This is a genomic window from Curtobacterium sp. BRD11 (assembly GCF_031844345.1).
Lineage (GTDB): Bacteria > Actinomycetota > Actinomycetes > Actinomycetales > Microbacteriaceae > Curtobacterium.
In genome coordinates, this window is the sequence record NZ_JAUZUZ010000002.1 from 542,553 (window position 1) to 567,064 (window position 24,512).

Here is a 24,512-nt window from a genome sequence, read left to right on the forward strand (position 1 = left end):
GATCGTGCCACACCGCGCCGGTCGCCCACCCGGGACGCCGTCACGCAGCCGCCTCGGCGAGGGCTCTCCCCGGGATGGCGTCGAGCAGGTCCTTCGTGTACTGCTCCTGCGGGTCGTCGAACACCGCTGCGACGCTGCCCCGCTCGACGACCTCACCCCGGCGCATCACCACGACGTCGTCGGCGATCCGCCGGACCACCCCGAGGTCGTGCGTGATGAAGAGGTAGCTCAGCCCGAGCCGGTCCTGGAGCTCCTCGAGCAGCGCCAGGATCTGCTCCTGCACCAGGACGTCGAGCGCCGAGACCGCCTCGTCGAGGATGATCAGCTCGGGTTCGAGCGCCAGCGCCCGGGCGATCGCGACGCGCTGCCGCTGCCCGCCGGACAGCTCGTTCGGCCGGAGCTGCGCGACCTCGCGGGGGAGCGCCACCTGGTCGAGGAGCGTCGCGACCCGCTCGGTGCGCGACGCCCGGTCACCGATGCCGAAGACGCGCAGGGGCTCGTCGATGATCCGCTCGATCGTCGAGGTCGGGTCGAGCGACCCGTACGGGTCCTGGAACACCGGTTGCACGCGGCGTCGGATCTCCCGCCGCTCGGCGCCACGGGCGGTCCCGATGGACTTCCCGTCGACCAGGGCGGTGCCCGACGTCGGCGTCTCGAGTCCGAGCACGATCCGCGCGACCGTCGTCTTGCCCGAGCCGGACTCACCGACGACCGCGGTGGTCGTGCCGCGACGCACCGCGAACGACACCCCGTCGGCAGCCTTCAGCGTTCCGGCACCACGACCGCGGAGCCGGTACTCCTTCACCAGGTCGGACACGACGAGGATCGGCTCGCCCGCGGCCACGGGCTCCGGCGCGACCCCGGACAGCGCGGGCGCCGCCGCGATGAGCCGCTTCGTGTACTCGTGCTGCGGGTCGCGGAGGATCGCCTCGGGCGCACCCTGCTCGACGATCTCGCCGTCGAGCATCACGACGACGCGGTCGGTCCGGTCCGCCGCGACCCCGAGGTCGTGCGTCACGAACAGCAGCGTCGTGCCGTGCTGGTCGACGAGGGTCTGCAGGTGGTCGAGGATCTGCCGCTGCACGGTCACGTCGAGCGCGCTGGTCGGCTCGTCGGCGATGAGCAGCTCGGGCTGGCGGGCGAGTGCGACGGCGATGAGGATGCGCTGCCGCATCCCGCCGGAGAACTCGTGCGGGAACTGGTCCGCCCGCCGCGACGCCTCGGGGATCCCGGCCTCGGTCATCAGCGCCACCACCCGCTGCCGGATCGCCGCGCGTCCCCGCAGCCCGCCGGCCCGCAGCGCGTCGGCGATCTGCGCGCCGACCCGCATCGACGGGTTGAGGTTCGTCGACGGGTCCTGCGGCACGAGCCCGATCCGTGCGCCACGGACGCGTCGCATGAGCGCCTCGTCGGCGTGGGCGATGTCGTCGTCGCCGAGGCGGATCCCACCACCGGTGATGTGCCCGGCCCCCGGCAGGAGCCGGAGCAGGGCCGCGATGAGCGTCGACTTGCCCGAGCCGGACTGGCCGACGATCGCGACGCGCTCGCCGCGGCGGACGTCGAGGTCGACGCCGTGCAGGACCTCGCGGTCACCGAAGGCGACCCGCAGGTCGCGGACGGACAGCAGGGTGTCGGTCCGGTCGGTCTGGTCGGTCTGGAGGCGCGGTGCGGCCCCGGTGGTCGTGTCGCCGTCGTGCATGGTCCGGTCCTCAGCGTCCTGCGGCATAGCCCTGTGCTCCTCGCGGGTTGGCGGCGGCGCCCATGACGCCGGTGTCGGGGTCGCGCGTCACGCACGACAGACGGCCGAGCGACCAGTCGCCGGCGCGGGTGACGACGTGGCCGAGCTCCTCGAGCCCGGCGATGACGTCGTCACCGAGGCGGTCCTCGACGACGAGGCCGCCCGGGGTCCAGGTGCGGGGCCAGAACGACCCCGGGAACGACGTCGTGTGCAGTGCGGGTGCGTCGATCGCCTGCTGCGGGGACCACCCGCCGACGATCGTGCGGAGCAGGAAGAGCAGCTGCCACTGGTCCTGCTGGTCGCCGCCCGGGCTGCCCATCGCGACCACCGGCTCGCCGTCCCGGAGCACGAGCGTCGGGGTGAGCGTCGTGCGGGGTCGGGCGCCCGGGGTGAGCGTGGACGCCGTGCCCTCCTCGAGCCAGGTCATCTGCATGCGGGTGCCGAGGCAGAACCCGAGCTCCGGGATCGTCGGCGACGACTGCAGCCACCCGCCGGAGGGCGTCGCGCTGACGATGTTGCCCCAGCGGTCGACGACGTCGATGTGGCACGTGTCGCCGCGGGTCTCGCCCGTCTCCATCACGATCGGCTCACCGCGGTCCTCGTGCACGGGGGCATCCTCGGCCGGTGCGGCCACCGCGTTGCCGCGGGCGCCGGGGACGGTGGGCTCGCCGACACCGGCGATCGACTCGCCGCGCGGTGTGTACGTCTCACGCAGCGGGGGCATCGCACCCGCGGGCACCGAGACCGACCCCGGTCGCAGCTCGTGCGACGCACGGTCACCGATCAGGGCGCGACGCGCGTCGGAGTACGCGTCGGAGAGCAGCTCGGCCATCGGGACGTCGCCGTCGCCGTAGTACGCCTCGCGGTCGGCGAGCGCGAGCTTCTGCGCCTCGGCGATCGTGTGCGCGCCGAGGACGGTCGACGGGTCGAGCCGCTCGTCGTCCAGTGGGTCGAGCAGGCGGAGGGTCTGCAGGAGCGCCGGACCCTGGCCCCACGGCCCGGTCTTCGCGATCGTGTGGCCCCGGAACTCCGCGGTCGTCGCGGGCTCGGTCGACGCGCGGAACGCCGCGAGGTCGCTCGCGCGGACCACCCCGGCGTGGTCGGTGCCGGACGCGTGGCGGTGCGGGGCGCGGACGAAGGCGTCGACTGCCTGCGCGACGAAGCCCTCGGCCCACTCGGTGCGGGCGGCCTCGATGCGCGCGACGCGCGCGCCCTCGCCCTCCACGGTGCCGGACCCTGCCTGCACGAGCCGTTCCAGGACCGAGGCCCAGGTCTCGTTGCGCACCATCGACCCGGCGGCCGGCACCGAGCCTCCCGGCAGCCACCGCTCGGCGGAGGACGGCCAGTGGTCGCGGAACAGGTCCTGCACGGTCGCGATGGTTGCGACCACGCGGGGCGCGACCGGGTGGCCGTCACGGGCGTACCCGATCGCGGGGGCGAGGACGTCGGCGAGCTCCCACGTGCCGTGCTCGGCGAGGAGCAGCAGCCACGCGTCGACGGCACCGGGGACGGCGGCCGCCAGCGCGCCCGCCCCCGGGACCAGGTCCAGGCCCTCGGACCGGAAGTGCTCCGGCGTCGCGCCGGCCGGGGCCGGTCCCTGGCCCACGAGGACGGTCGGTGCCCTGTCGGACGCCGTCGCGAAGATCGCGGTCACGTCGCCACCGGGTCCGTTCAGGTGCGGTTCGACGACGTGCAGGACGAAGGCGCCGGCGACGGCGGCGTCGAAGGCGTTGCCGCCGCGCTCGAGGACCGACTGCGCCGTCGCGGTCGCGATCCAGTGCGTCGACGCGGCCATCCCGAAGGTGCCCTGCAGGTCCGGACGGGTGGTCTCCGTCGGCGGGGTGGTGAAGGCGGGGTTGGTGCTCATGGTGCTGGTGCTACTTCCGGTCCGAGGCGGTGGGGTCGAGGGCGTCGCGCAGGGCGTCCCCGAACAGGTTGAAGCCGAGGCAGATGACGGCGATCGCGACCCCCGGCACGACGGCGGCCCACGGCGCCTGGCCGAGGTACTGCTGCGCGTCCGAGAGCATGATGCCGAGGCTCGGCGTGGGCGGCTGGATGCCGAGCCCGAGGAAGGACAGCAGTGCCTCGCCGATCACCGCGACCGGCATGATCACGGTGGCCTGCACGATGATCGCCGAGACGCAGTTCGGCAGGACGTGCTGCGCGATGATGCGCGCGCCGCCGGCGTCCAGCGTCCTCGCGCTCGTCACGAAGTCGGCGCTCGTGATCCGCAGGGTCTCACCGCGGACGATGCGGATCATCGCCGGCACGTGCGAGATGCCGATCGCGATCACGGCGTTCGACAGGCTCGGCCCGCTGATCGCCGCGAGCCCGACCGCGATGATGAGGAACGGGAACGCGAGGGCGACGTCGGTCAGGCGGGAGATGATCGCGTCGAGCCAGCGCCAGTACCCGGCGAGCAGACCGAGCGGGGTGCCGACCACGACGGCGAGCAGCACCGACAGCACGCCGACGACGAGCGAGACCTGGATCCCGTACAGCGTGCGGGACAGGATGTCTCGGCCGAGGTCGTCGGTGCCGAACCCGAAGCCCACGGTGAAGGGCACCTGGAACGGCAGGTCGAAGTGCGTCGCGGTCGGGTCGTGCGGTGCGACGAGCGGTGCGGTGATCCCGGCGAGCACGACGACGGCGAGCATGATGCCGCCCGTCATGCCGAGCCGGTTCGTCCGGACCTGCTTCCAGATGCGACCGCGGCTCGAGCCCAGGTCGAAGGGAGCGGTGATGGTGGTCATGCGGTGCCTCCGACGCGGATCTTCGGGTTGATGACGGAGTACAGGACGTCCACGGCGAAGTTGATGAGGACGTAGCCCAGGGTGATCACGAGCACGACGGCCTGGATGACCGGGTAGTCGCGGGTGAACACGGCGTCGAGCGTGAGCTTGCCGAACCCGGGCAGGGCGAAGATGCGCTCCGTGACGACCGCGCCCGAGATGAGGCCACCGAGCTGCAGGCCGACGATCGTGACGACGACGATCATCGAGTTGCGCAGGCCGTAGCGGAAGAGCACCCGCGGGCGGCTGAGCCCCTTCGCGCGGGCGGTCCGGACGAAGTCGGTCTTCATCGTCTCGATCATCGACGCGCGGGTCTGGCGCATGATGACGGCCGCGAGCGACGTGCCGAGGATGAGCGCCGGGAGCGTCAGGTGGTGCAGCGCGCCGAGCGGGTCCCGCGTCACCGGGACGTAGCCCGAGGCGGGGAACCAGCCGAGGCCCGCCGCGAGCCAGACGATCGCGAGGATGCCGAGCCAGAAGTTCGGCACGCTCAGGCCGACGAGCGCGGCGGCGTTCGCCATCCACTCGGGCCACCGGCCGCGGTAGCGCTCGGCGAGGGTGCCGAGGGCGAACCCCACGACGACCGCGACCACGATCGCGTAGAGCGCGAGCCACAGCGTGACGGGGAGCGTCGAGCCGAGCAGGTCCGTGACCGGGGTGCCGGTGCGGGTGGACTGTCCGAGGTCGCCCTGCAGTGCGTTGACGACGAAGCGCCAGTACTGCACGAGCAGGGAGTCGTCGAGGCCGAGGTCGGCGCGGACGGCGGCGAGCCGCTCGGGGCTCGCCTCCTCGCCGGCCAGGGCCAGGGCCGGGTCGCCCGGCAGCTGCCGGACCCCGAAGAAGACCACGATCGAGGCGAGGACGAGCGTGAGCGCCGCCTGCCAGAGCCGTGTCAGGACGTACCGGGTCACTTGTCGCTGCCTTCCACGAACGCCGCCTGACTGAGCCGGACCACGCCGTCGGCGTAGGTGGACACCCCGGCGACGTCGGAGCTGACGCCGGTGATGCTGCGGGTCCGGTAGAGGTAGATGATCGGGTCGTCCTGCTGGACCTTCGTGACCAGCTGGCCGTACAGGTCGGCGCGTTCCTGCTGGTCGGTGGCCTGCGCCGCCCGGGCGATGAGGTCGTCGACCTCGGGGTCGCTGTAGCCCGGGTAGTTGTTGCCGCCGCCGGTGCCGAGGAACGAGCCGATGTTGCCGTGCGGGTCGACACGGCCCGACCAGCCCAGCTGCAGCGCCTGGAAGTCGCCGCGGGTCTGGTCGTCGAGCAGCGTCGTGTACTCGACCGGGGTGATCGTGATCGCGAAGCCGCCGGCGCGGGCCTGGGCCTGGAGCGCCTGGGCGAACCGGACGGTGTCGGGGGTGTTCGTCACCTCCATCTCGATCGGGAACGGCTGCTCGACTCCCGCTTCCTCGAGGAGCTCCTTCGCGCGGTCGGGGTCGTACTCGGGGCACGCCTTGCTCGCGTCGGTCGCGAAGGCGCTCGTGTCGGGGACCGGGGAGCACGCGACGTCCGCCCACCCGCGGAACACGCTCTGCACGAGTTCGCCGCGGTTGATCGACATGGACAGGGCCTGCCGGACCTTCCGCTCGGTGGCGAGCGGGGTGTCGAGCGGCTCCGGGTCGGTGCCGACGCCGTCCTGGTTGGCGAGGTTGATCGTGATGCCCTGGTAGCCGAGGGAGCCGGTGCGGAGGACCTCCAGGTCCTTCCGCTCCATCAGGTCGTCGACGTCCTGCGTGGAGATCGTGTCGGCGACCTGGACGTCCCCGGACTTCAGGTTCTGTGCGCGGATGCTGGCGTCGGTGATGATGCGGTAGGTGATCCGGTCGAAGTGGGCGCTCGCCGGGTCGTGGTACATCGGGTCGCGCTCGACGGTGATCGAGGTCTGCGGCACGCGCTCGACGAACTTGTAGGGGCCGATGCAGACCGGGGCGTCCCCGAACCCGTCGCCCTCCTGCTCCAGTGCCGTCGGCGACATGACCATGCCCGCACGGTCGGCGAGCGCCGCGGTGATCGGGGCGAACGGGGTCGAGTAGCGGATGCGGACGGTGTGGTCGTCCACCGCGTCGATGCTGGAGACCGGACCCATCTCGCTCTTCCGGCTCGAGTCGTCCTTCGTCAGGTTCCGCTGGAGCGTCGTCACGACGGCGTCCGCGTCGAACGGGGTGCCGTCGGCGAAGCGGTAGCCGGTGTGCACCGGGAACGTGACGGTCTTCCCGCCGTCGGACACCGTCGGCAGCTCGGTCGCGAGCATCGGGACGATCGCACCCTCGGCGTCGATGTCGAAGAGCTTCTGGCACATCGTCTCCATGACGTACCGCGTGTACAGCGACGACGAGGTGGTCGGGTCGAGCCGGTCCGGTTCGGCGGAGAGTGCCATGACGAGGTCACCGCCCTCGCGGACCTGCTGGTCGCCGATCGCGACGGTGGTGACGGTACCGGCGGTGGCGCCACCGGCCTTCGAGCGTTGGACCGGCACGCACGCGGTGAGCGCGAGCGAGGCGGCCAGGGCGACGGCGGGCACGGTGAGGAGTGTCCGGCGGCGTCGAGCGGGGGTCTGGGACATCGTGTTCCTGGAGCTGCTGGTGTGCGTGGTGACTCTTGTGGAGTCACGCTCAGGAGTGCGGTGATTGCATACAATCACGACTGACAGCGCTCGTTTGTACACAGTGTGTTTCCGGTGTGTAACAGTTCCGTCGATCGTCGGCGCTCGTCTGCACGATTCCCGCCCGGTGTCATGCCCCCGGTCCGGGGGCTGTCCCGACCGGAGGCCTCCTGCGAACATCGACCCTCGGTGGGTTTCAGGGGCCCGCCGTTCCGAGACACGCACCGCGCCGGCATCCGACGCCCGCGGCACCACGAGCAGGGGTTCCACCACATGATCAGGGCACGGGCGAAGTTCGCCGCGGCCGTCACCGCCGTCGTCATCGCGGCCGCGGGACTCGTCGCCACCGCGTCGCCGGCGCAGGCCGCGACCACCTACAAGGGCTCGGTGAAGGCCGGCACGACCTTGCAGCCGGGCGACACCATCACCTCGACCAACGGGCAGTTCCGACTCGTGATGCAGGGCGACGGCAACCTCGTCGAGTACGGCATCGGCAACGTCGTGCTCTGGGCGTCGAACACCCCGGAGCAGTACGGCGCAGCAGCCGTCGTGCAGAAGGACGGCCGCCTGTCGCTCGTCCGGAGCGGTCGACTCGTGGCGCAGTGGGGGTCCGCCGGGGCGTCGAAGGACTTCGGTGTCCGCGCGGACGGCGAGCTGCGGATGCGCAAGACCGACAACGGCATGCTCTGGCGCATCACGGTCGCGCAGAGCAGCGTCCGGTCCGGCAACGAGATCCTGCCCGGCACCGTGCTCCGATCGAACGCGGGCGCCGCGCGGACGTTCACGATGCAGACGGACGGCAACCTGGTGCAGTACGTCAGCGGCAAGCCGGTCTGGTCGTCGCAGACCTTCGGGAACCCCGGGGCGAGGGCCGCCGTGCAGGCGGACGGCAACCTCGTCGTCTACGCAGCGGGCGGGCGGCGAGCGCTCTGGTCGTCCCGCACGTACGGGCGCGGTGCCGGGCAGTTGCTCGTCCAGGTCGACTCGAACGTCGTCCTGTACGGCGGTTCCGACACGCGGACCTGGTCGACGAAGCCCGTGACCGGTCTGCTCTGGCCGGTGAACGGGACGACCATCTCCGGCCGGTACGGTGACGACCGCGGGGCGGGGCACGTCCCCCGGTACCACCAGGGCACGGATGCCCCCGTGCGGGTCGGCACCCCGGTGTACTCGTCAGGTCGGGGCACGGTGACGACGGTGGTCCGCGACAACCCGAGCTACGGCAACTACGTCGTCGTCTCCTACGGCCTGACCACCGTCCTGACCGCGCACCTGAGCGAGATCGGTGTGACCAAGGGCCAGGTGGTGGGCATCGGCAAGCAGCTCGGCAAGTCGGGCAACACCGGGCAGTCCACCGGTCCGCACGTGCACGTCGAGACCCGCGTGAACGGCACGCTGAAGGACCCGCTGTCGTTGCTGTCGTTCCGCTGATCCCCGCTCTGCGCGGACCTAGGCTGGGCGGATGCAGCGCCACGACGCCGAGTCGGTCCTCGCCGCCCTCGCCAGGACCCCGGGCGACGTCGCGGGTGCCCGGCGCGTCGCCCGACGGTTCGCCGACGTCGACGCCGGGGAGCGCTCGGCGCTGCTGTGGAGCGAGGACGCGGGAGCGCGGCTGGTCGCCGTGCTGCTGCTGGTGCAGGCGATGCGCGCGCGCCCCGACCCCGAGCTGACCGACGAGTACCTCGCCGCGGCGAAGGCCGAGCGGTTCGAGGACACGGTCCTGGTGGACGTCGCGGCCGAGGAGCTCGTCGGCGTCCCGCTCGTCGGCACCTCGACCGGCCCGCTGTTCGCGCTCGCGAAGTCCGACGTGGCGACGGTCCGCCGGATCGCCGTCGTCGCGACGCTCGCCTTCGTCAAGCAGGGGGACGCCGAGGTGCCGCTCGCGATCGCCGGTCGGCTGGTCCGGGAGCGCAGCGACACCGTGCAGTCCGCGCTCGGGTGGGTCCTCCGCGAGACGGGGAAGCGCGCCTCGGAGTCGGCGCTCGTGGCCTTCCTCGAGCGGAACGGCCGCTTCCTGTCGACGGCGGCCCGGGCGACCGCGACCGAGCACCTGCCGCCGGCCGAACGGGACCGCCTGCGCGGCTGACGACGCACCCTCGCGAGACGCAACGACGGCGACTGCTCGCAGCGCTGTACCGTTGCGAGCAGCCGCCGACGTTGCGTCTTGCGGAACCGGCGGAACCCGGCCGGACGGCCGGGTCGCCGGGCGTCAGTGCGAGAAGACGTCGTCCAGCGTCCAGGTCGCCAGACCGCGCTCCTCGAGCAGGGCGTGCAGCCTCGGGAGCGCCCCGATCGTGCCGGGGAAGTTCGCGTGTCCGATGACGATGTGTGCCGGCTGGAACCACTGCTCCGCGAAGCCGACGATCTGCTCCGCCGTGATGTCGCCCGAGTCCGCGAGCGTCCCGTACCAGAGCAGCGGGGTCGAGTAGCCGACGGCCGCCGCGGCACGGTCCACCCGGGCGTCGTGGTAGCCGAAGGGCGGTCGGAAGTACGGGCGGGCGTCGACCCCGAACGTCCGCTCGAGGAACGCGTGGTTCCGCATCAGTTCGTCCTGGATCGCCTGGTCGCCGAGCTTCGTCAGCGCGGGGTGGCTCCACGTGTGGTTGCCGAGCTGCACCTGCCCGGAGTCGACGAGCGGCCGCAGCAGGTCGGCGTGCTCGGTCCACGACGGTCGGTCCCCGTTCACGAAGAACGTCAGGCGCGTCCCGGTCTCGGCGGCGAAGCGGGCGTAGGCCTCGACGACCTCGGGTGATGCCCCGTCGTCCACGGTCCACGCGATCCCCGGCGTGCCCTCCGGCAGGCCCGTGACCGTGCCGCCGGGCAGGGGGACCCGCGTCAGTGCCGGCCTCGTCGGGGTCGGGGTCGGGATCGGGGTCGGCGTGGGTGTCGGCGTTGCCGTCGAGCGCGTGGGGGCGGAGAGCGTCGGCGCCGCGGGCCGGTCACCACCGGAACAGGCAGCGAGGACCGCGGCCGCCAGGGTGCCGGTCGCCCCGGCGAGGATCGTCCGGCGGGTGGTGCTGTGGTCCATCGGCTCCAGCCTGCCGACCGGGCGGGCGCCGGCGCATCCGCACGCCGGAGGAGTCGCGGTGGCCGACCGGCCACCGGTGCGGACGACAGGCCCGCCCACCGCCGCCCGCAGCGCGCGTGGAGGACGGGGCTGGGAGGGCACCACGGGGCGGGCGCGTACCGAGGAGGTCACGTGAGCCGTGCCTCCCGGCCGGCCCGAAGCAACGACGAGAGGAACGCGACGTGCGCGCACTCACCTGGCAGGGCACCGAGAAGGTGTCCGTCGAGACCGTCCCCGACCCGACGATCCAGGAGCCGACCGACGCGATCGTGCGGATCACCTCGACGGCGATCTGCGGCTCCGACCTGCACCTGTACCGGGTCCTCGGCCCGTACATCGACAAGGGCGACGTCCTCGGCCACGAGCCCATGGGCATCGTCGAGGAGGTCGGCTCCGCCGTCACGAACCTCAAGGTCGGCGACCGCGTCGTCGTGCCGTTCAACATCTCCTGCGGCCACTGCTGGATGTGCCAGCACGGCTTCCAGTCGCAGTGCGAGACCACCCAGGTCAAGGAGTACGGCACCGGCGCCTCGCTCTTCGGGTACACGAAGATGTACGGCCAGGTCCCCGGCGGCCAGGCCGAGTACCTCCGCGTGCCGCACGCCGACTACGGGCCCATCAAGGTGCCGGACACCGGCGCCGACGACCAGTGGCTCTTCATGAGCGACATCATCCCGACCGCGTGGCAGGCCGTGCAGTACGCCGAGGTCCCCGAGGGCGGCACGCTCGCGGTGCTCGGTCTCGGTCCGGTCGGCCAGTTCGCCGCACGCATCGGCAAGCACCTCGGGTACCGGGTCCTCGCCGTCGACCCCGAGCAGGTCCGCCGCGACCTCGGGGCGAAGCACGGCATCGAGGTGTTCGACCTCGACGACGACATGGTGTCGAAGCTGATCGACCTCACCGACGGGCGCGGCCCGGACGGCGTCGTCGACGCGGTCGGCATGGAGGCGCACGGCAACCCCGTCGCCGGGTTCGCCCAGCGCGCGGCCGGGCTGCTGCCCGACAAGCTCGCGCAGAAGGCCATCGAGACCGCGGGCGTCGATCGTCTGGCGGCGGTGCACGCGGCGATCGACCTCGTCCGCCGCGGTGGCACGGTGTCGCTGTCCGGTGTCTACGGCGGCATGGCCGACCCGATGCCGATGATGACCCTCTTCGACAAGCAGATCACGATCCGCGAGGGACAGTGCAACGTCCGCCGCTGGGTCGACGACCTCATGCCGCTCGTGTCCGACCCCTCGGACCCGCTCGGCACGCTCGACCTCACCACGCACCGGGTCTCGCTCGAGGACGCCCCGGAGATGTACTCGGTCTTCCAGAAGAAGGAGGACGGCTGCATCAAGGTCGTGCTCGACCCGTCGATGGCCGCGGCCTGATGACCGCCCGTCCGCTGCGGGTGCGCTGATGCGCGTCGTCGTGGTCGGGGCGACCGGCAACGTCGGGACCGCGGTGCTCCGACGGCTCGCGGCTGCGCGGCTCACCGGTGACGGCCGCGCGGGCGACGAGGACGGCCTGCAGGTCGTCGGCGTCGCCCGCCGGGTGCCGGATGCCCGGGTCGCGCCGTACGACGTCGCCGTGTGGCACGCGGTCGACGTCGGTGGTCCGCGCGCCGTGGACGAGCTGACGGCGGTGTTCCAGGGTGCCGACGCCGTGGTGCACCTGGCGTGGGCACTGCAGCCGACGCACGACATCCCGGCGCAGCACCGGACGAACGTCACCGGGACGGCGAACGTGCTCGCGGCGGTCGCCCGGGCCGGCGTCGGGCAGGTCGTCGTGTCCTCGTCGGTCGGCGCTTACCGCGGCGTCGACGTCGAGGGCAAGCGGACCCCGGTGGACGAGTCGTTCCCCGCCACCGGCATCCAGACCGCCACCTACTCGATCCACAAGGCCGAGAACGAAGCCGCTCTCGACGTGTTCGCGTCGCAGCACCGCGGGGCCGTCGTCACGCGGCTCCGACCCGGACTGGTGTTCCAGCGCGGGGTCGCGGCCGAGCTCCGGGGGCTGTTCCTCGGGCACCTCGTGCCGATGTCGATCGTCCGGGCGGCTCGGTTCGCGGTGCTGCCGCTGCCGCTGCCGTTCGTGTTCCAGGCCGTGCACGCCGACGACCTGGCGGACGCGTTCTGGCGGACGATCGACCGACGTGCGGCCGGGGCGTTCAACATCGCGGCGACGCCGGTGCTCACCCCGCCACGCATGGCCCGGGCAGCGGGGATGCTCGGGGCGGTGCGGGTACCGCTCCGGCTGCTGCGCGGGATCGTCACGCTGACCTGGCGGCTCCGGCTCCAACCGACGGACGCCGGGTGGCTCGACATCGCCGCCGGCGTGCCGATCATGCGGACCGACCGGGCTCGGCGCGAGCTCGGGTGGGTGCCGCAGCACACGGCGGAGGACGCGCTGCGCGAGCTCGTCGGCGGGTTCGCGGACGGGGCGAACGTCGAGGCGTCCGGGCCCCTGCGCGGCTGAGGGACGCGGGCCCGGCCCGTGGCGGGACCCGGGGTACCTGGTGGGACCGGGCGTCCCTGGTGGAATCGGGCGTACCTGGTGGGACGGTTCCACCAGGTACGCCCGGAAAACCCTGCCATGGCACCTGTTCCGGGGAGCACCGGGCGCGCTACGCTCCAGCCCAGGGCGCGACCGTGCCCGGCGGGGGAGGGGCTGACATGGCGATCGACGACTTCGGGGTCCCGGGCGGGGAGACCCACAACCCGCTGATCCCGCCCGTGTACGACCTGGTCTGGACCCTCGTGGCCGTCGGCGGCATCGTCACGCTCCTCGGCGTCGTCGCGGTGATCGTCCTCGTCGTGCACCGGTCCCGACGGATGGCCGCTCGTGGACAGGACCCCCTGACCCTGCAGGAGGACCTGGCGTACCGCGCGGCGCAGAGCGCAGCGTTCGCTCCGGCGGTCTCCCGAGAGCACCGGCTCGCCGAGCTCGACGACCTGCACCGCAGGGGCCTCATCACCGACGACGAGCGCCGGGACGCCCGGGCCGAGGCGCTCCGCGCGTAACCTGGCCGGGTGTCGCCGACGAGCCCGCTGCTGCCGACGGACCTGCTGGGCGACTGGACGCTCCGCCGGACGGTCGACGACCGCCTCGCGGGTGTGACCGGCACCGTCACCGGGTCGACGACCCTGACGCTGACGACCCCGGACGAGGTGCGCTGGGACGAGTCCGGCACCATGACGTTCGACGGCCGCGTGGTGCCGGTGTCCCGGACCCTCGTCGTGCGCCGTGGCCCTGACGGCCGGTGGACGGTGCACTTCGCCGACGGCCGGGTCTTCCACGACTGGGTGTGGGGCACCACGGTCGAGCACGCGTGCGCGCCCGACGACTACACGGGCGTGCTCGACGGGGACGCCGAGCGCTGGACCGTCCGGTGGCGGGCACGCGGCCCGGCGAAGGACCACCGGCTCGACAGCGTCCTGCAGCGTCGGTCCACCACGGCAGACTGAGCGCATGGCACGCTCCTCGACCGGTACCGCCGCCCCACGGATCACCCCGATCGACCCGCGGGACCTCGACGACTGGGCACCGGCGCCCGGTGACGTCCTGACCGGGGACCGGATCGACGGCAGGCGCATCGACGTGCTCGACCTCGCGGGCGAGCGCCTGCCCGACCTCGAGCTCGAGGAGTGCGTGGTCGACACGCTCCGGGCGGACGGCACCGACCTGCGCGGACTGCGCATCCGCGACTCGGTGGTCGAGACGCTCGACGCGCCGGTGTTCCGCGCCTCGAGCAGCGCCTGGCGCGAGGTCCGGGTCGCCGGTGGCCGGGTCGGCTCCGCCGAGCTGTACGACGCGACGCTGAACGGGGTCGAGTTCGTCGGCATGAAGCTCGGGTTCGTCAACCTGCGCGGCTCGACGCTCACCGACGTCGTGTTCCGCGACTGCGTGGTCGACGAGCTCGACGTCGCCGACGCCCGGCTGCTGCGCGTGGCCTTCCCCGGCACCCGGATCCGCTCCGTGGAGGGCTCGGGCACCCGCATCGAGCACGTGGACCTGCGCGACGCCGACCTCGACCGGGTGGAGCGGCTCGAGGGCCTCCGCGGGGCGACGATCGGCACCGACCAGCTGTTCGCCCTCGCGCCGCTCCTGGCAGCGCAGGCCGGCTACCGCGTGGAGTGACCGGCGGGCTCCGCGTCGGCGGCCAGCGCCGCCGCGATGTCGGCCTGGACGAGGTCGCCGTGCACCGCGGCACCGGCCTGGGTCCCCGCAGCCGCCGCCGCGATGACGGTGGCCATCGGTGACGTGACGTTGCCCGCGGCGTACACCCCGCGGACGCCCGTCTGGCCGACCGCGTCGACGGTGAGCCCACCGCCGAACCGGAAGCCGTTCACGACGACGTCATCCGCGTGCAGCCCGAGCCCCTCGAGGAACCCGACGCGTGGCTCCGCCGTACTCGACGCCGCGAGCGCGTCGAGCGCGACGACCTCCCCGGAGTCGAGCTCGACACCGGTCAGGACGCCGTCCGAGGAGCGGACCCGCGTGATCGACGCCTCGACCACCTCGACGCCGCGGGCCCGGAGACCGGCGAGCGCGGTGTCGTCGACCAGTGCGGGGTCCGTGACGAACGCCGTGACCCGGTCGCTCAGCGCGCGGAACATCTGGGCGTGGTGCGCACCGTTCGGTGTGGTGACGAGGACACCGATGCGGCCGTCGCGGACCTCCCACCCGTGGCAGAACGGGCAGTGCACGACGCCGCGTCCCCACTGCTCGGCGAGGCCGGGGACGTCCGGCAGCACGTCGACGGCGCCGGAGGCGACGACCAGCCGGCGCGACGTGACGACCGCTCCGGAGTCGAGGGTGACCGAGAAGCCGACGGGGTCGACACCGGTGCCCTCGGTGGCGGACGTGGCCACGACCCTCCCGGCCGCGACCTCGACGCCGTACGCGGCGACCTCCTCACGGCCGATCCGGGTCAGCTCCGCGGGTGCGACGCCCTCGCGCCCGAGGTAGTTGTGGGCGCCCTCGGCGGGCGCGTTCCGGGGCTCACCCGCGTCGACGACGAGGACGGAACGGCGCGACCGCCCCGTGATGAGTGCGGCGGACAGGCCGGCGGCCGAGCCGCCGATGACGATGACGTCGTAGTGATCACGCATGACCGCATCATGGACAGTGGTCGGCGACAACGGCAACGAATCTTGCCGGTGTGGCAACATGGCCGCATGGTGCACGGCCGGGAGGAACGGATCACCCCACCGACGACGGCGCAGGTCGTCGACGCGGTCGGCCCGCGGCTGCGGTCGCTGCGGGAGCGACGACAGGTCACGCTCGCGGCGCTCGCCGCGGAGACCGGCATCTCGGTGTCGACGCTCTCGCGGCTCGAGTCGGGGCAGCGTCGACCGACCCTCGAGCTGCTGCTGCCCCTCGCCCGGGCGTACCAGGTGCCGCTCGACGACCTCGTCGGCGCACCGCAGACCGGCGACCCACGCGTCCACCTGCAGCCCGAGCGGCACGGCGGTCGCGTGGTGATCCCGCTGACGAAGCGCACCGGGGGCGTGCGGTCGTTCAAGCAGCTCATCCCGCCGATGCCGGCGAACGGCGACCGGAGCCTGAAGACGCACGAGGGCTACGAGTGGCTCTACGTGCTGTCGGGACGCCTGCGCCTGCTGCTCGGCGACCGCGACTTCGACCTCGGGCCGGGCGAGGTCGTCGAGTTCGACACGCACACCCCGCACTGGGTCGGCAACACCACGGACGAGGTCACCGAGGTGCTCTGCCTGTACGGGCCGCAGGGGGAGCGGGCCCACGTGCGGTCACGGCCGGCGGGCTGAGGCGCAGCCGAACACGTGCCCGACGACGTCCTCGAGGAGCCCGTCCGTCGGCACGTTCGACTGGGCGATGCGGATGCCGATGTCGCCGCGGGTGAAGTAGGTGTCGCCGTCGGTCACGGGGTACTGCGGGTTCTGCGTGACCTTCTGGCACCGGAGCCCGTCGTCGACGGACGCGCAGTCGAAGCCGGACAGTCCGCGGAGCGCCTCCGTGGCACGCGACGGGACGACGTTCTCGACCTGGATGGTGAGGTTCGTGAGGTCGGCCTCGGGGTCACGCCAGACGCAGTACAACCGTTGCCCGCTCGACTGCCGTGCCGGGGTCAGTGCGGTGCGGGGGACCTCGAGGTCACCGACGACGGCGGGGTCGTTCAGGGCTGCCTCGTCGGTGTACTCGAACGCGCCCGGTGTCACGAGGTCGTCGCACGTCTCCGGCACCGTGCCCGTCGCGGAGGCCGGTGCGGTGCTCGACGGCGGTGACGACGTGTGCGTCGCCCCGGTGCCGGGCGTCCGTGCCGGGGTGGCGCCGTCGGTCGGGGTCGGCGCACCCGACGTCGTCGACGACGAGGACGTGCTCGCGGTCGGGGTGGCGCCGTCACCGCCGTCGCCGGTGCACCCCGACAGGGTGAGCGCGAGGCCCACCCCGAGTCCGATCGTGGCGAGCAGCGTCGTGGTGCGTGTGTGCCGCATCGTTCCGCCCCCGGGTGCGTCGTCAGGTGTCCACCCGACCTCGTGCTGCCGACGGTAGTCGTCGACGCCGCTCGGTGCGCCGGTCAGCGCCGGAGGGTCCAGCGAGCGGGGACGCGTGCCCGGAGCGCCACGCGGCCCCGTCGCGCCCACCGCCGCACCGGGTTCGCCCGCCGGCCGTTGACCCGGAAGGTGTGGAACGCGCGCCGGGTCCGCCGCGCGACGGAGGCCGCACCGGACAACGGCCTCGCGGACACCTCGACGGTCAGCGCACGATCGACCAGGACGCGCCAGGCGGGGTCGAGCTGCATCGAGAGGTCGACGTCGTCGTGCACCTCCGGGTCGTCACGGTGTGCCCGGCAACGAGCCGCGAGCCACGTGGCACGATGCATCGCCATCGCCGAGCCGAACAGCGGAGGACGTCCGAGCGCCGACCACATCAGCACGAAGTACGGACCCATGTAGAGCCCGTCCCACAGGCGGCGCAGGACCCGGCCGCCCTCGCGCGGTCGACCGGGGCCGGTGACCGCCACGACGCCCGGCCGTTCGAGCAGGCGCACCGACTCGGCAATCCATCCCGGCGGCGGCACCGAGTCGGCGTCGAGCCGCGCGATGACGTCCCCCGAGGCGCGGTCGTACCCACGGGCCGAGGCCGAGGCGATGCCTCGTACGGGTTCGTGCAACACGGTCGCGCCCGCGGCCCGGGCGACCTCGACGCTGTCGTCGGTGCTGCCGTTGTCGACGACGAGGACCTCGTGCACGGGGTGCGTCTGCGCGGCAAGTGCGTCCAGGCAGCGTGCGAGGTGCTCGGCATCGTCGAGCACGGGGACGACGACGGAGACCTGCTGCACCCTGCCGATCCTGCCGGAGGCGCGCTGGGCGGACCGTCGGCCCCGCTGCCGCGGTCGACCACGGCAGCCCCTCCGCGTTCCGTGGACGGACCGACCGCGCAGATCGACGTTCCTGTGCTGCAACGCAGCGCCGGTCGCGCACGGTCGGGGCCAGCGCGACGGGTGCCGTACCCGCCGCGACCGAACCGGAAGGCCGACCATGACCACGAACCCACCCGGGAACGACTCCGGGACGCCCATCCACGACCGCACCGCGGCTGCCGAGGGACACGAGGTGCACCCGGGCGTGACGGTGCCCTCCTTCGGCACCGGCGTCCCCGCGCCGCGCGACACCGACCGCGACTTCGACGACGTCCTCCGGCCCGACGGCTTCGACGACGTCGAGCCGCTCGACGCGCTGCCCGCCGACGAGCAGCTCCCGGCGACGCCGTCCGCCGCCGGCGCGTCGGCACCGCTGCACGACTCCACGACGACGAGCACGGGCGCGGGCACCGGCACCTCCACCGGCTTCGTCCCGCCCGTCGGCGGGGCCGCCGCTTCGAGCACCGGTGCCGGTGCCGGCGGCGGCAGCAGTGACGGCGGCAAGGCCGACGCGGCCAAGGGTGCCGCGCAGGACGTCGCCGGCGACGCGAAGGACAAGGCCGCGGACGTGGCCGGCACCGCGAAGGAGCAGGCGTCGAACGTCGCCTCCGAGGCGACCGACCACGCCAAGCAGCTCTACTCCCAGGCCTCCGACACGCTCAAGGAGCAGGCGGCCGGGCAGCAGGAGCGCGCCGCCGGAGGGCTCCGCAGCCTCGGCGAGCAGCTCGGCCGCATGGCCGACAAGGACGACGAGCAGGGCATCGCCGCGAAGGTCGTCCGCGACCTGTCGAACCGCGCGGGCTCCGCAGCCGGGTACCTCGAGAACCGCGACCCCGGCTCGCTCCTCGACGAGGCGAAGTCCTTCGCCGCGAAGCGTCCCGGCACGTTCATCGCGCTCGCCGCGGGCGCCGGCATCCTCGCCGGACGCCTGACGAAGGCCCTCGCCACCGAGGTCAAGCACGAGAAGGAGGCCGGCGAGACCTCGACCGGCACGGGGAGCGGCGTATGAGCCACACGGTCCCGGGCGCGACCCCGCTCGGTGAGCCGACGCCCGAGGAACGCGCCGCCACGACGCCCCTGGGCGAACTGCTGACCGACGTGTCGAAGGACCTGTCGTCGCTGTTCCGCCAGGAGGTCGCCCTCGCCAAGGCGGAGCTCACCGAGTCCGCCAAGAAGGCGGGCAAGGCCGGCGGCATGTTCGGCGGCGCCGGGCTCACCGCCCTGTTCGCCCTGTTGTTCCTGTCGATCGCCGCGTGGTGGGGTCTCGGGTACCTCATCGGCAACGCGTGGTCCGCCGTCGTGATCGCCGTGGTCTACGCGATCGTCGCCGCGATCCTCGCCGTCCGGGGGCGCAAGGAGATCAAGGAGATCCAGGGCGCCCCGCAGACGGTCGAGACCGTCAAGGAAGTCCCCGAAGCACTGAAGCCGAACACCGGGAGGAAGCCATGAGCACCCCAGAAGAGATCCGTGCCGACATCGAGCGCACCCGCGGTGCCCTCGGGTCCGACGTCGACGCCATGGCCGACAAGGTCAACCCGTCGTCGATCGCGCACCGCCAGACCGACCGGGTGAAGAACCGTTTCCAGGGCGTCCGCGACTCGGTGATGGGCTCGGCGCACTCCGCCGGCTCGAGCGTCTCGGGGTCGGCGTCCGGGACGGCCGACCAGGCGAAGGACGTTGCGCACAAGGGTGTCGAGAAGGCCAAGGGCAACCCGCTCGCGGTCGGGCTCATCGCGTTCGGCGCCGGGTGGCTCGCCTCGTCGCTCATCCCGACGTCCGACAAGGAGGAGCAGCTCGCCGGTGAGCTCAAGGACAAGGCGGCGCCCCTCGTCGAGGACGTCAAGTCCCAGGCGAAGGACGTCAGTTCGCAGCTGGGCGACGTGGCGAAGGAGCACGCGCAGGACCTCAAGGGGACCGCGCAGGATGCCGCGCAGACCGTCAAGGACGAGGCGCAGGGCGCCGCGTCCGACGTCCAGGAGCACGCGAAGGGTGCTGCGGACGACGTGCGCAGCAGCTGACGTCACCCCGTGACGGACGGGAGGCCCGTGGCGACGCCGCCACGGGCCTCCCGTCCGTTCCGCGGTAGCGTCGGGGCCCATGGACCCGATCGACGAACTCGCCGCCGAGTTGCGCCAGTCGATCAGCCGCGTCGTGCGGGCGGCCCGGCGCGAGGGCGACAGCCTGCCGCCGGCGCACTCGACGACGCTGGGGTTCCTCGGACGCGAGGGGCCGATGACGATCGCGGAGCTCGCCCGGCGACGCGGCGTGAAGCACCAGGGGCAGTCCCGGACCGTTGCGGAGCTGACGAGCCAGGAGTACGTCGAGCGGACCGTGTCCGAGACGGACCGACGGGCGTCGGTGATCCGCATCACCGATGCCGGCCGCGCCGCGCTGCAGCGGGACATGGACGGGCGCGCGGACTGGCTCGCGACGGCCGTGCGTGCGGAGCTCGACGACGACGAGCGCGCGCTCCTCGCCCGGTTGCCCGACATCCTCGAGCGTCTGGCGCGCCGGGCTGGCTGAGGGTCCCTCCGACAACCGGTCCCATTTGTACAACAGTGTTGTACAGTTGGCGACATGCAGCTGACGAAGTACAACCACGCCACCGTCGTCCTCGAGCAGGACGGCGCCTCGCTCGTCATCGACCCGGGCTCGTTCACGCCCGAGTCCGCCGACCTCGTCGCCGGGGCCACGGTCGTCCTCGTCACGCACGAGCACGCCGACCACTTCGCCGTCGACGCGATCCGTGCGGGTCTGGAGCGCAGCGCCGACGTCGTCGTCCACGGTCCGGCGTCGGTCGTCGAGCAGCTCGGCGACCACGACGGCCGCGTCCGCGCGGTCGCCGCGGGCGACACGGTCGAGGTCGGGCCCTTCCGTGCCCGGGTCTTCGGGGAGGAGCACGCGGTCATCCACCGCGACATCCCCACCATCGCGAACGTGGGCTACCTGGTGAACGACGCCGTCTTCCACCCGGGCGACGCCTACCTCGTGCCGGACGTCCCGGTCCGGACCCTGCTCGTCCCGACGAGCGGGCCGTGGGCGAAGACCGGCGAGGGTGTCGACTACGTCCGCGCGGTCGCACCGGAGCGCGTGGTGCAGATCCACGAGCTGCTCCTCAGCGAGGGCGGTCAGGAGATGAACGTCCGGATGTTCGGCACCGAGGGCCTCGGTGGCGTCCCGGCGTCGATCCTGCCCGTCGGTTCGTCGATCGAGGTCTGATCGCGCGACCCTGGGTCGAACCGGTGGTCGTGGGAGCAGGCTGGGCGGATGCCTGATGCTCCCTCGACCGCCGTCCTCTTCGACATCGACGGCACCCTCGCCGACTCGAACTACGCGCACGTCGACGCATGGTGGCGAGCGTTCCGAGCCGCCGGCGAGTCCGTCGACGCGTGGCGGATCCACCGGGCGATCGGCATGGACTCCCGGCGCCTGCTCGAGGAGCTGCTGCCCGACGCCTCCGACGAGGTCCGCGACACCGCCAAGCAGTTCCACACCGCCTACTACTCGGAGCACATGCCGCAGCTGCGGCTGCTGCCCGGGGCGCGTGAACTGCTCGAGGCGGTCGCCGACGCCGGCCACGCGGTCGTGCTGGCGACGAGTGCGCCCGAGTCGGAGCTGTCGGTGCTGCGCGAGCTGCTCGACGCGTCCGCGTGGGTGACGGCCGAGACGAGCTCGGAGGACGTGGAGCAGGCGAAGCCGGACCCCGGGATCATCCAGGTCGCGCTCGACAAGGTCGGCGTCGCTGCGGATCGCGCGGTGATGGTCGGTGACGCCATGTGGGACGTCGAGTCGTCGGGGAAGGTCGGGCTGCCCTGCGTCGGTGTGATGACCGGCGGGATCGGCGGCGACGAACTCCGCGGGGCCGGTGCCGCGGCCGTGTACGACGACGCAGCCGCCGTGCTCGCCGCGTTCCGGGCGGGCGAGGGGCCGATCGCCGCGCTGGCCTGAGTCCCGCCCCGGTGCGTGCGAGGATGGACGATCGTGATCACGATCGAGCGCGTTGCCTGGGACGACCCTCGTGGAGTTGCCCTCCGCGCCACCATGGACGACGAGATGCACGAGCGCTACGGTGACGGGCACGCGGACGAGGACCCGGCCGTCACCGCCGAGCGGAACCGTGTGCTGGCCGTCGACCCGGCGACCGTGATCACCTCGTTGCTCGCGATCGACGAGGACGGTTCCGCCCTCGGGCACATCGCCGTCCGGCACCTCGGCGACGAGGTCGAGCTGAAGCGCCTGATCGTCCTCGCCGCCGCCCGCGGCAAGGGCGCCGCCACCGCGCTGCTCACCGAGGGCGAGCAGGTCGCACGCGAGCAGGGCGTGTCCCGCGTGATCCTGCAGACCGGCGACAAGCAGCCCGAGGCCGTCGCGCTGTACCGCAAGACGGGGTGGCAGCAGATCGACGTCTACGAGCCGTACGCCGCGACCATGCCCTGGTCGTTCTGCTTCGCGAAGGCGCTGTAACTCGTCCTCCTGTTGCACTCTCAGCATCAGAGTGCAATTCTTGCTCGGTGAGCCCCACCGAACGCACCCGCACGCTGCGCCGACGCATGGTCGTCGAGGCACGCCGGGCCACGATCGAGCACGGTCTGCACGGCTTCACCATCGAGCAGCTCTGCGAGACGGTCGGCGTCTCCCGGCGCACGTTCTTCAACCACTTCGCGTCGAAGGACGACGCCGTGCTCGGCATCGAGCAGGGCGCCATGTCGGAACTGCTCGCGGCGTACGCCGACGGCTCGCTCGTGCCGACGGACCTCGACCCGCTCGGGTCGATCGTCGCGCTCGCGATCGAGCAGATGCACGTCGTCGGGCTCGACCGCGCCGACGAGGCCCTGGTCCGTCGGGTGTTCGACGCCGAGCCGCTGATGGTCGCGAAGTTCCTGGCGGCCGCGGACGTCCAGCTCGCCGCGGTCGGACAGGCCGTGCGGGAGCGCTTCGGGTGGACCGACCCGGACGATCGACGGGCCCAGCTGGTCGCCGAGGCGGCCGCGGGCCTGCTCAAGGTCACCGCCGGCACCTACTTCGACGACGCCTTCGACGAGTCGACCGGGCCGTCGTTCGACGCGCTGCTCACCGACAACCTCCGCCAGCTCAGGGCGGCCATCACCACCACCGGACAGGACCACACCGCATGAGCGCCACCGCGCAGGGCACGAAGCGTGCCCGACCCGGATCCGACGGACCGCTGCTGCTGACGCAGCGACGCATCTGGATCATCTTCTCCGCCCTCATCGCCGGCATGCTCCTGTCGAGCCTCGACCAGACGATCGTGTCGACGGCGATGCCCACCATCGTGGGTGAACTCGGCGGCGTCGCGCACCAGGCCTGGCTCACCACCGGCTACCTGCTCGCATCGACCATCGTGATGCCGATCTACGGCAAGTTCGGCGACGTCCTCGGGCGTCGCAACCTGTTCCTCGTCGCGATCGCCCTGTTCACGATCGCGTCCGCCGGCTGCGCCTTCGCGGGCGACTTCACGCAGCTCGTCGTCTTCCGCGCGATGCAGGGCCTGGGCGGCGGTGGCCTGATGATCCTGTCGCAGGCGATCATCGCGGACATCGTCCCCGCCTCGGAGCGCGGCAAGTACCTCGGCCCGCTCGGCGCGATCTTCGGCCTGTCGGCGATCGGCGGCCCGCTGCTCGGCGGGTTCTTCGTCGACCACCTCACCTGGAACTGGGCGTTCTACATCAACATCCCGGTCGGCATCGCGGCGTTCTTCGTCGCCTGGTTCGCGCTGACCCTGCCGACGAAGAAGGCCGAGAAGCGGATCGACGTGCTCGGCGTCGTGCTCATGTCCGCCGCGACCACCTGCCTCGTGTTCTTCTCCGAGTTCGGCGGCAGCAGGGACCACGGCTGGGACGCTCCCGAGACGTGGGCCTGGTTCGCCGGACTCGTCGTCTCGGCCGCGCTGCTCGTGCTCGTCGAGTCGCGCGTCGAGGACCCGGTGCTGCCGATGTCCTTCTTCCGCAACCGCACCTTCCTGCTCGCGACGGGCATCGGCCTCGTGCTCGGCATCGGCATGTTCGCCGCGATCGGGTTCGTCCCGACGTTCCTGCAGATGGCGTCGGGCACCTCGGCCGCGGTGTCCGGCCTGCTCATGCTGCCGATGATGGTCGGCCTCATCGGCACGTCGATCGCGTCCGGCAACCTCATCACCAAGACCGGCCGCTACCGGGCGTTCCCGATCGTCGGCACGGTGCTCGTCGCACTGGCCATGCTCGCCATGACGCAGCTCGCCGCGGACACCCCGATCTGGCTCATCTGCGCCTACCTGTTCGTGTTCGGCGCGGGGCTCGGGCTCATCATGCAGGTGGTCGTCCTCGTCGCCCAGAACGCCGTGCCCGCGGAGCAGGTGGGGACCGCCACGTCGACGAACAACTACTTCCGCGAAGTCGGCGCATCACTGGGCACCGCCGTCTTCGGCGCGCTGTTCACGGCACGGCTGACGAGCGCGCTGACCGACGTCTTCACCTCGGCCGGCGGGTCCGCCACCGACGCGGCGTCCTCGGCGGGCAGCATCGACCCGGCCACCGTCGCGAAGCTGCCCGAGGCGGTGCAGGACGGCATCGTGAACGCGTACGCCGACTCCCTCGCGCCGGTGTTCTGGTACCTGCTGCCGTTCATCGCGATCGCGTTCCTGCTCGCACTGTTCCTGCCGCAGATCCGCCTGTCGGACACGGCCGGCATGGTCGCCCGTGGCGAGGCGGTCGGCGGCGCCGAGGCGGACGAGCTCGAGCGTGCGCAGCGGGCCGGGACGGCCGGGTCGGCCGCGGCTCCGTCGCCCGGCCAGGCGTCGGAGCGCGGCGAGGCGCCGGTGTCGGGGCGGGACGCCTCCGCCTGACGCGGGCGCTCCGTGCGCTGAGACGCCGGCGTCGGTGCGAGACGCCTCGTCCGTGACAGGGGTTCCGTGCGCCGAGACGCCG

26 protein-coding genes are annotated in these 24,512 nt (G+C 72.6%); 17 read left to right on the forward strand and 9 right to left on the reverse strand.

Translation table 11 applies throughout. From position 1 onward, the window contains the following. Positions 1-40: 40 nt before the first annotated feature. Genes Q9R28_RS07260 through Q9R28_RS07280 form a run of 5 tightly spaced genes read right to left on the reverse strand, consistent with a single transcriptional unit; the run spans position 41 to position 7,096 of the window. A complete protein-coding gene (locus Q9R28_RS07260) occupies positions 41-1,726 on the reverse strand; it encodes an ABC transporter ATP-binding protein (protein WP_311205774.1) in 1,686 nt (561 codons plus the stop codon). Then, positions 1,710-3,605: a gamma-glutamyltransferase family protein gene (locus tag Q9R28_RS07265; RefSeq protein WP_245171631.1), complete on the reverse strand. Its 1,896-nt coding sequence runs from the start codon at positions 3,603-3,605 to the stop codon at positions 1,710-1,712. The genes Q9R28_RS07260 and Q9R28_RS07265 overlap by 17 nt, the downstream gene beginning before the upstream one ends. A gap of 10 nt (positions 3,606-3,615) precedes the next feature. Continuing rightward, positions 3,616-4,491, reverse strand: coding sequence for an ABC transporter permease (locus Q9R28_RS07270; protein ID WP_066651633.1), 876 nt, complete (start codon positions 4,489-4,491; stop codon positions 3,616-3,618). Continuing rightward, complete coding sequence (locus Q9R28_RS07275) at positions 4,488-5,441, reverse strand: ABC transporter permease (protein WP_311205775.1); 954 nt, start codon at positions 5,439-5,441, stop codon at positions 4,488-4,490. The genes Q9R28_RS07270 and Q9R28_RS07275 overlap by 4 nt, the downstream gene beginning before the upstream one ends. Then, a complete protein-coding gene (locus Q9R28_RS07280) occupies positions 5,438-7,096 on the reverse strand; it encodes an ABC transporter substrate-binding protein (RefSeq protein WP_311205776.1) in 1,659 nt (552 codons plus the stop codon). The genes Q9R28_RS07275 and Q9R28_RS07280 overlap by 4 nt, the downstream gene beginning before the upstream one ends. Before the next feature lie 312 nt (positions 7,097-7,408). On the opposite strand from Q9R28_RS07280, the gene Q9R28_RS07285 reads away from it, so the two are divergent. Together Q9R28_RS07285 and Q9R28_RS07290 are read left to right on the forward strand one after the other, a co-directional pair. Next, a complete protein-coding gene (locus Q9R28_RS07285; RefSeq protein ID WP_311205777.1) occupies positions 7,409-8,566 on the forward strand; it encodes a peptidoglycan DD-metalloendopeptidase family protein in 1,158 nt (385 codons plus the stop codon). Positions 8,567-8,597: 31 nt separating this feature from the next. Then, complete coding sequence (locus tag Q9R28_RS07290; RefSeq protein ID WP_251159980.1) at positions 8,598-9,221, forward strand: DNA alkylation repair protein; 624 nt, start codon at positions 8,598-8,600, stop codon at positions 9,219-9,221. Positions 9,222-9,344: 123 nt separating this feature from the next. Here Q9R28_RS07290 and Q9R28_RS07295 read toward each other — a convergent pair whose 3' ends face one another. Next, a complete protein-coding gene (locus tag Q9R28_RS07295; protein ID WP_251159979.1) occupies positions 9,345-10,163 on the reverse strand; it encodes a polysaccharide deacetylase family protein in 819 nt (272 codons plus the stop codon). Positions 10,164-10,384: 221 nt separating this feature from the next. Here Q9R28_RS07295 and Q9R28_RS07300 point away from each other — a divergent pair, with 221 nt between their 5' ends. The 5 genes from Q9R28_RS07300 (at position 10,385) to Q9R28_RS07320 (ending at position 14,324) form a co-directional block, all read left to right on the forward strand. Further along, positions 10,385-11,575 carry a zinc-dependent alcohol dehydrogenase gene (locus tag Q9R28_RS07300; RefSeq protein ID WP_066651641.1) on the forward strand — a complete coding sequence of 397 codons (1,191 nt, stop codon included), beginning with the start codon at positions 10,385-10,387 and terminating at the stop codon, positions 11,573-11,575. A 28-nt stretch (positions 11,576-11,603) separates the two neighbouring features. After that, positions 11,604-12,662, forward strand: a complete 1,059-nt coding sequence (locus Q9R28_RS07305; RefSeq protein WP_311205778.1) for an NAD-dependent epimerase/dehydratase family protein — start codon at positions 11,604-11,606, stop codon at positions 12,660-12,662. A gap of 197 nt (positions 12,663-12,859) precedes the next feature. Next, positions 12,860-13,207 (forward strand): hypothetical protein, encoded by a 348-nt coding sequence (locus tag Q9R28_RS07310; protein WP_209684327.1) that lies wholly within the window; start codon positions 12,860-12,862, stop codon positions 13,205-13,207. A 9-nt stretch (positions 13,208-13,216) separates the two neighbouring features. Further along, positions 13,217-13,651, forward strand: coding sequence for a DUF6314 family protein (locus Q9R28_RS07315; RefSeq protein ID WP_066651647.1), 435 nt, complete (start codon positions 13,217-13,219; stop codon positions 13,649-13,651). A gap of 4 nt (positions 13,652-13,655) precedes the next feature. Next, a complete protein-coding gene (locus Q9R28_RS07320) occupies positions 13,656-14,324 on the forward strand; it encodes a pentapeptide repeat-containing protein (RefSeq protein WP_066651649.1) in 669 nt (222 codons plus the stop codon). Here the strand turns inward: Q9R28_RS07320 and Q9R28_RS07325 are convergent. Continuing rightward, entirely contained in the window at positions 14,309-15,298 is a 990-nt protein-coding gene (locus Q9R28_RS07325; protein WP_209684326.1) for an NAD(P)/FAD-dependent oxidoreductase, read from the reverse strand. The genes Q9R28_RS07320 and Q9R28_RS07325 overlap by 16 nt on opposite strands. A gap of 66 nt (positions 15,299-15,364) precedes the next feature. On the opposite strand from Q9R28_RS07325, the gene Q9R28_RS07330 reads away from it, so the two are divergent. Further along, positions 15,365-15,973 (forward strand): helix-turn-helix domain-containing protein, encoded by a 609-nt coding sequence (locus Q9R28_RS07330; RefSeq protein ID WP_066651653.1) that lies wholly within the window; start codon positions 15,365-15,367, stop codon positions 15,971-15,973. Here the strand turns inward: Q9R28_RS07330 and Q9R28_RS07335 are convergent. Further along, the gene (locus tag Q9R28_RS07335; RefSeq protein ID WP_311205779.1) at positions 15,956-16,660 is read right to left on the reverse strand and encodes a hypothetical protein; all 705 of its coding nucleotides are present in this window, start codon (positions 16,658-16,660) and stop codon (positions 15,956-15,958) included. The two genes, Q9R28_RS07330 and Q9R28_RS07335, sit on opposite strands and share 18 nt — an antisense overlap. Positions 16,661-16,743: 83 nt before the next feature. Then, the gene (locus Q9R28_RS07340; RefSeq protein ID WP_311205780.1) at positions 16,744-17,508 is read right to left on the reverse strand and encodes a glycosyltransferase family 2 protein; all 765 of its coding nucleotides are present in this window, start codon (positions 17,506-17,508) and stop codon (positions 16,744-16,746) included. Between the two features lie 199 nt (positions 17,509-17,707). Between Q9R28_RS07340 and Q9R28_RS07345 the strand changes: the two genes are divergently transcribed. The 9 genes from Q9R28_RS07345 (at position 17,708) to Q9R28_RS07385 (ending at position 24,430) form a co-directional block, all read left to right on the forward strand. Continuing rightward, complete coding sequence (locus tag Q9R28_RS07345) at positions 17,708-18,598, forward strand: hypothetical protein (protein WP_311205781.1); 891 nt, start codon at positions 17,708-17,710, stop codon at positions 18,596-18,598. Further along, the gene (locus Q9R28_RS07350; protein WP_066651661.1) at positions 18,595-19,038 is read left to right on the forward strand and encodes a phage holin family protein; all 444 of its coding nucleotides are present in this window, start codon (positions 18,595-18,597) and stop codon (positions 19,036-19,038) included. The genes Q9R28_RS07345 and Q9R28_RS07350 overlap by 4 nt, the downstream gene beginning before the upstream one ends. Further along, positions 19,035-19,607 (forward strand): DUF3618 domain-containing protein, encoded by a 573-nt coding sequence (locus Q9R28_RS07355; RefSeq protein ID WP_311205782.1) that lies wholly within the window; start codon positions 19,035-19,037, stop codon positions 19,605-19,607. Before Q9R28_RS07350 ends, Q9R28_RS07355 begins: the two co-directional genes overlap by 4 nt. A 79-nt stretch (positions 19,608-19,686) precedes the next feature. Next, positions 19,687-20,112, forward strand: coding sequence for a MarR family transcriptional regulator (locus Q9R28_RS07360; RefSeq protein WP_311205783.1), 426 nt, complete (start codon positions 19,687-19,689; stop codon positions 20,110-20,112). 54 nt (positions 20,113-20,166) lie between these two features. Beyond that, positions 20,167-20,808: an MBL fold metallo-hydrolase gene (locus Q9R28_RS07365; protein ID WP_251159971.1), complete on the forward strand. Its 642-nt coding sequence runs from the start codon at positions 20,167-20,169 to the stop codon at positions 20,806-20,808. Positions 20,809-20,856: 48 nt separating this feature from the next. Continuing rightward, positions 20,857-21,537, forward strand: coding sequence for an HAD family hydrolase (locus tag Q9R28_RS07370; protein ID WP_251159970.1), 681 nt, complete (start codon positions 20,857-20,859; stop codon positions 21,535-21,537). A gap of 33 nt (positions 21,538-21,570) precedes the next feature. Beyond that, positions 21,571-22,053, forward strand: coding sequence for a GNAT family N-acetyltransferase (locus Q9R28_RS07375; protein WP_235426426.1), 483 nt, complete (start codon positions 21,571-21,573; stop codon positions 22,051-22,053). Between the two features lie 47 nt (positions 22,054-22,100). Then, a complete protein-coding gene (locus Q9R28_RS07380) occupies positions 22,101-22,724 on the forward strand; it encodes a TetR/AcrR family transcriptional regulator (RefSeq protein WP_235426427.1) in 624 nt (207 codons plus the stop codon). Further along, positions 22,721-24,430 carry an MDR family MFS transporter gene (locus Q9R28_RS07385; RefSeq protein WP_311205784.1) on the forward strand — a complete coding sequence of 570 codons (1,710 nt, stop codon included), beginning with the start codon at positions 22,721-22,723 and terminating at the stop codon, positions 24,428-24,430. The genes Q9R28_RS07380 and Q9R28_RS07385 overlap by 4 nt, the downstream gene beginning before the upstream one ends. Positions 24,431-24,512 lie beyond the last annotated feature (82 nt).

Coding starts and splice junctions, on each gene's coding strand:
- Q9R28_RS07260 (WP_311205774.1), bottom strand. CDS start 1,726: ATGCCGCAGGACGCTGAGGACCGGACCATGCACGACGGCGACACGACC.
- Q9R28_RS07265 (WP_245171631.1), bottom strand. CDS start 3,605: ATGAGCACCAACCCCGCCTTCACCACCCCGCCGACGGAGACCACCCGT.
- Q9R28_RS07270 (WP_066651633.1), bottom strand. CDS start 4,491: ATGACCACCATCACCGCTCCCTTCGACCTGGGCTCGAGCCGCGGTCGC.
- Q9R28_RS07280 (WP_311205776.1), bottom strand. CDS start 7,096: ATGTCCCAGACCCCCGCTCGACGCCGCCGGACACTCCTCACCGTGCCC.
- Q9R28_RS07285 (WP_311205777.1), top strand. CDS start 7,409: ATGATCAGGGCACGGGCGAAGTTCGCCGCGGCCGTCACCGCCGTCGTC.
- Q9R28_RS07290 (WP_251159980.1), top strand. CDS start 8,598: ATGCAGCGCCACGACGCCGAGTCGGTCCTCGCCGCCCTCGCCAGGACC.
- Q9R28_RS07295 (WP_251159979.1), bottom strand. CDS start 10,163: ATGGACCACAGCACCACCCGCCGGACGATCCTCGCCGGGGCGACCGGC.
- Q9R28_RS07305 (WP_311205778.1), top strand. CDS start 11,604: ATGCGCGTCGTCGTGGTCGGGGCGACCGGCAACGTCGGGACCGCGGTG.
- Q9R28_RS07310 (WP_209684327.1), top strand. CDS start 12,860: ATGGCGATCGACGACTTCGGGGTCCCGGGCGGGGAGACCCACAACCCG.
- Q9R28_RS07320 (WP_066651649.1), top strand. CDS start 13,656: ATGGCACGCTCCTCGACCGGTACCGCCGCCCCACGGATCACCCCGATC.
- Q9R28_RS07325 (WP_209684326.1), bottom strand. CDS start 15,298: ATGCGTGATCACTACGACGTCATCGTCATCGGCGGCTCGGCCGCCGGC.
- Q9R28_RS07330 (WP_066651653.1), top strand. CDS start 15,365: ATGGTGCACGGCCGGGAGGAACGGATCACCCCACCGACGACGGCGCAG.
- Q9R28_RS07335 (WP_311205779.1), bottom strand. CDS start 16,660: ATGCGGCACACACGCACCACGACGCTGCTCGCCACGATCGGACTCGGG.
- Q9R28_RS07345 (WP_311205781.1), top strand. CDS start 17,708: ATGACCACGAACCCACCCGGGAACGACTCCGGGACGCCCATCCACGAC.
- Q9R28_RS07350 (WP_066651661.1), top strand. CDS start 18,595: ATGAGCCACACGGTCCCGGGCGCGACCCCGCTCGGTGAGCCGACGCCC.
- Q9R28_RS07355 (WP_311205782.1), top strand. CDS start 19,035: ATGAGCACCCCAGAAGAGATCCGTGCCGACATCGAGCGCACCCGCGGT.
- Q9R28_RS07360 (WP_311205783.1), top strand. CDS start 19,687: ATGGACCCGATCGACGAACTCGCCGCCGAGTTGCGCCAGTCGATCAGC.
- Q9R28_RS07365 (WP_251159971.1), top strand. CDS start 20,167: ATGCAGCTGACGAAGTACAACCACGCCACCGTCGTCCTCGAGCAGGAC.
- Q9R28_RS07370 (WP_251159970.1), top strand. CDS start 20,857: ATGCCTGATGCTCCCTCGACCGCCGTCCTCTTCGACATCGACGGCACC.
- Q9R28_RS07385 (WP_311205784.1), top strand. CDS start 22,721: ATGAGCGCCACCGCGCAGGGCACGAAGCGTGCCCGACCCGGATCCGAC.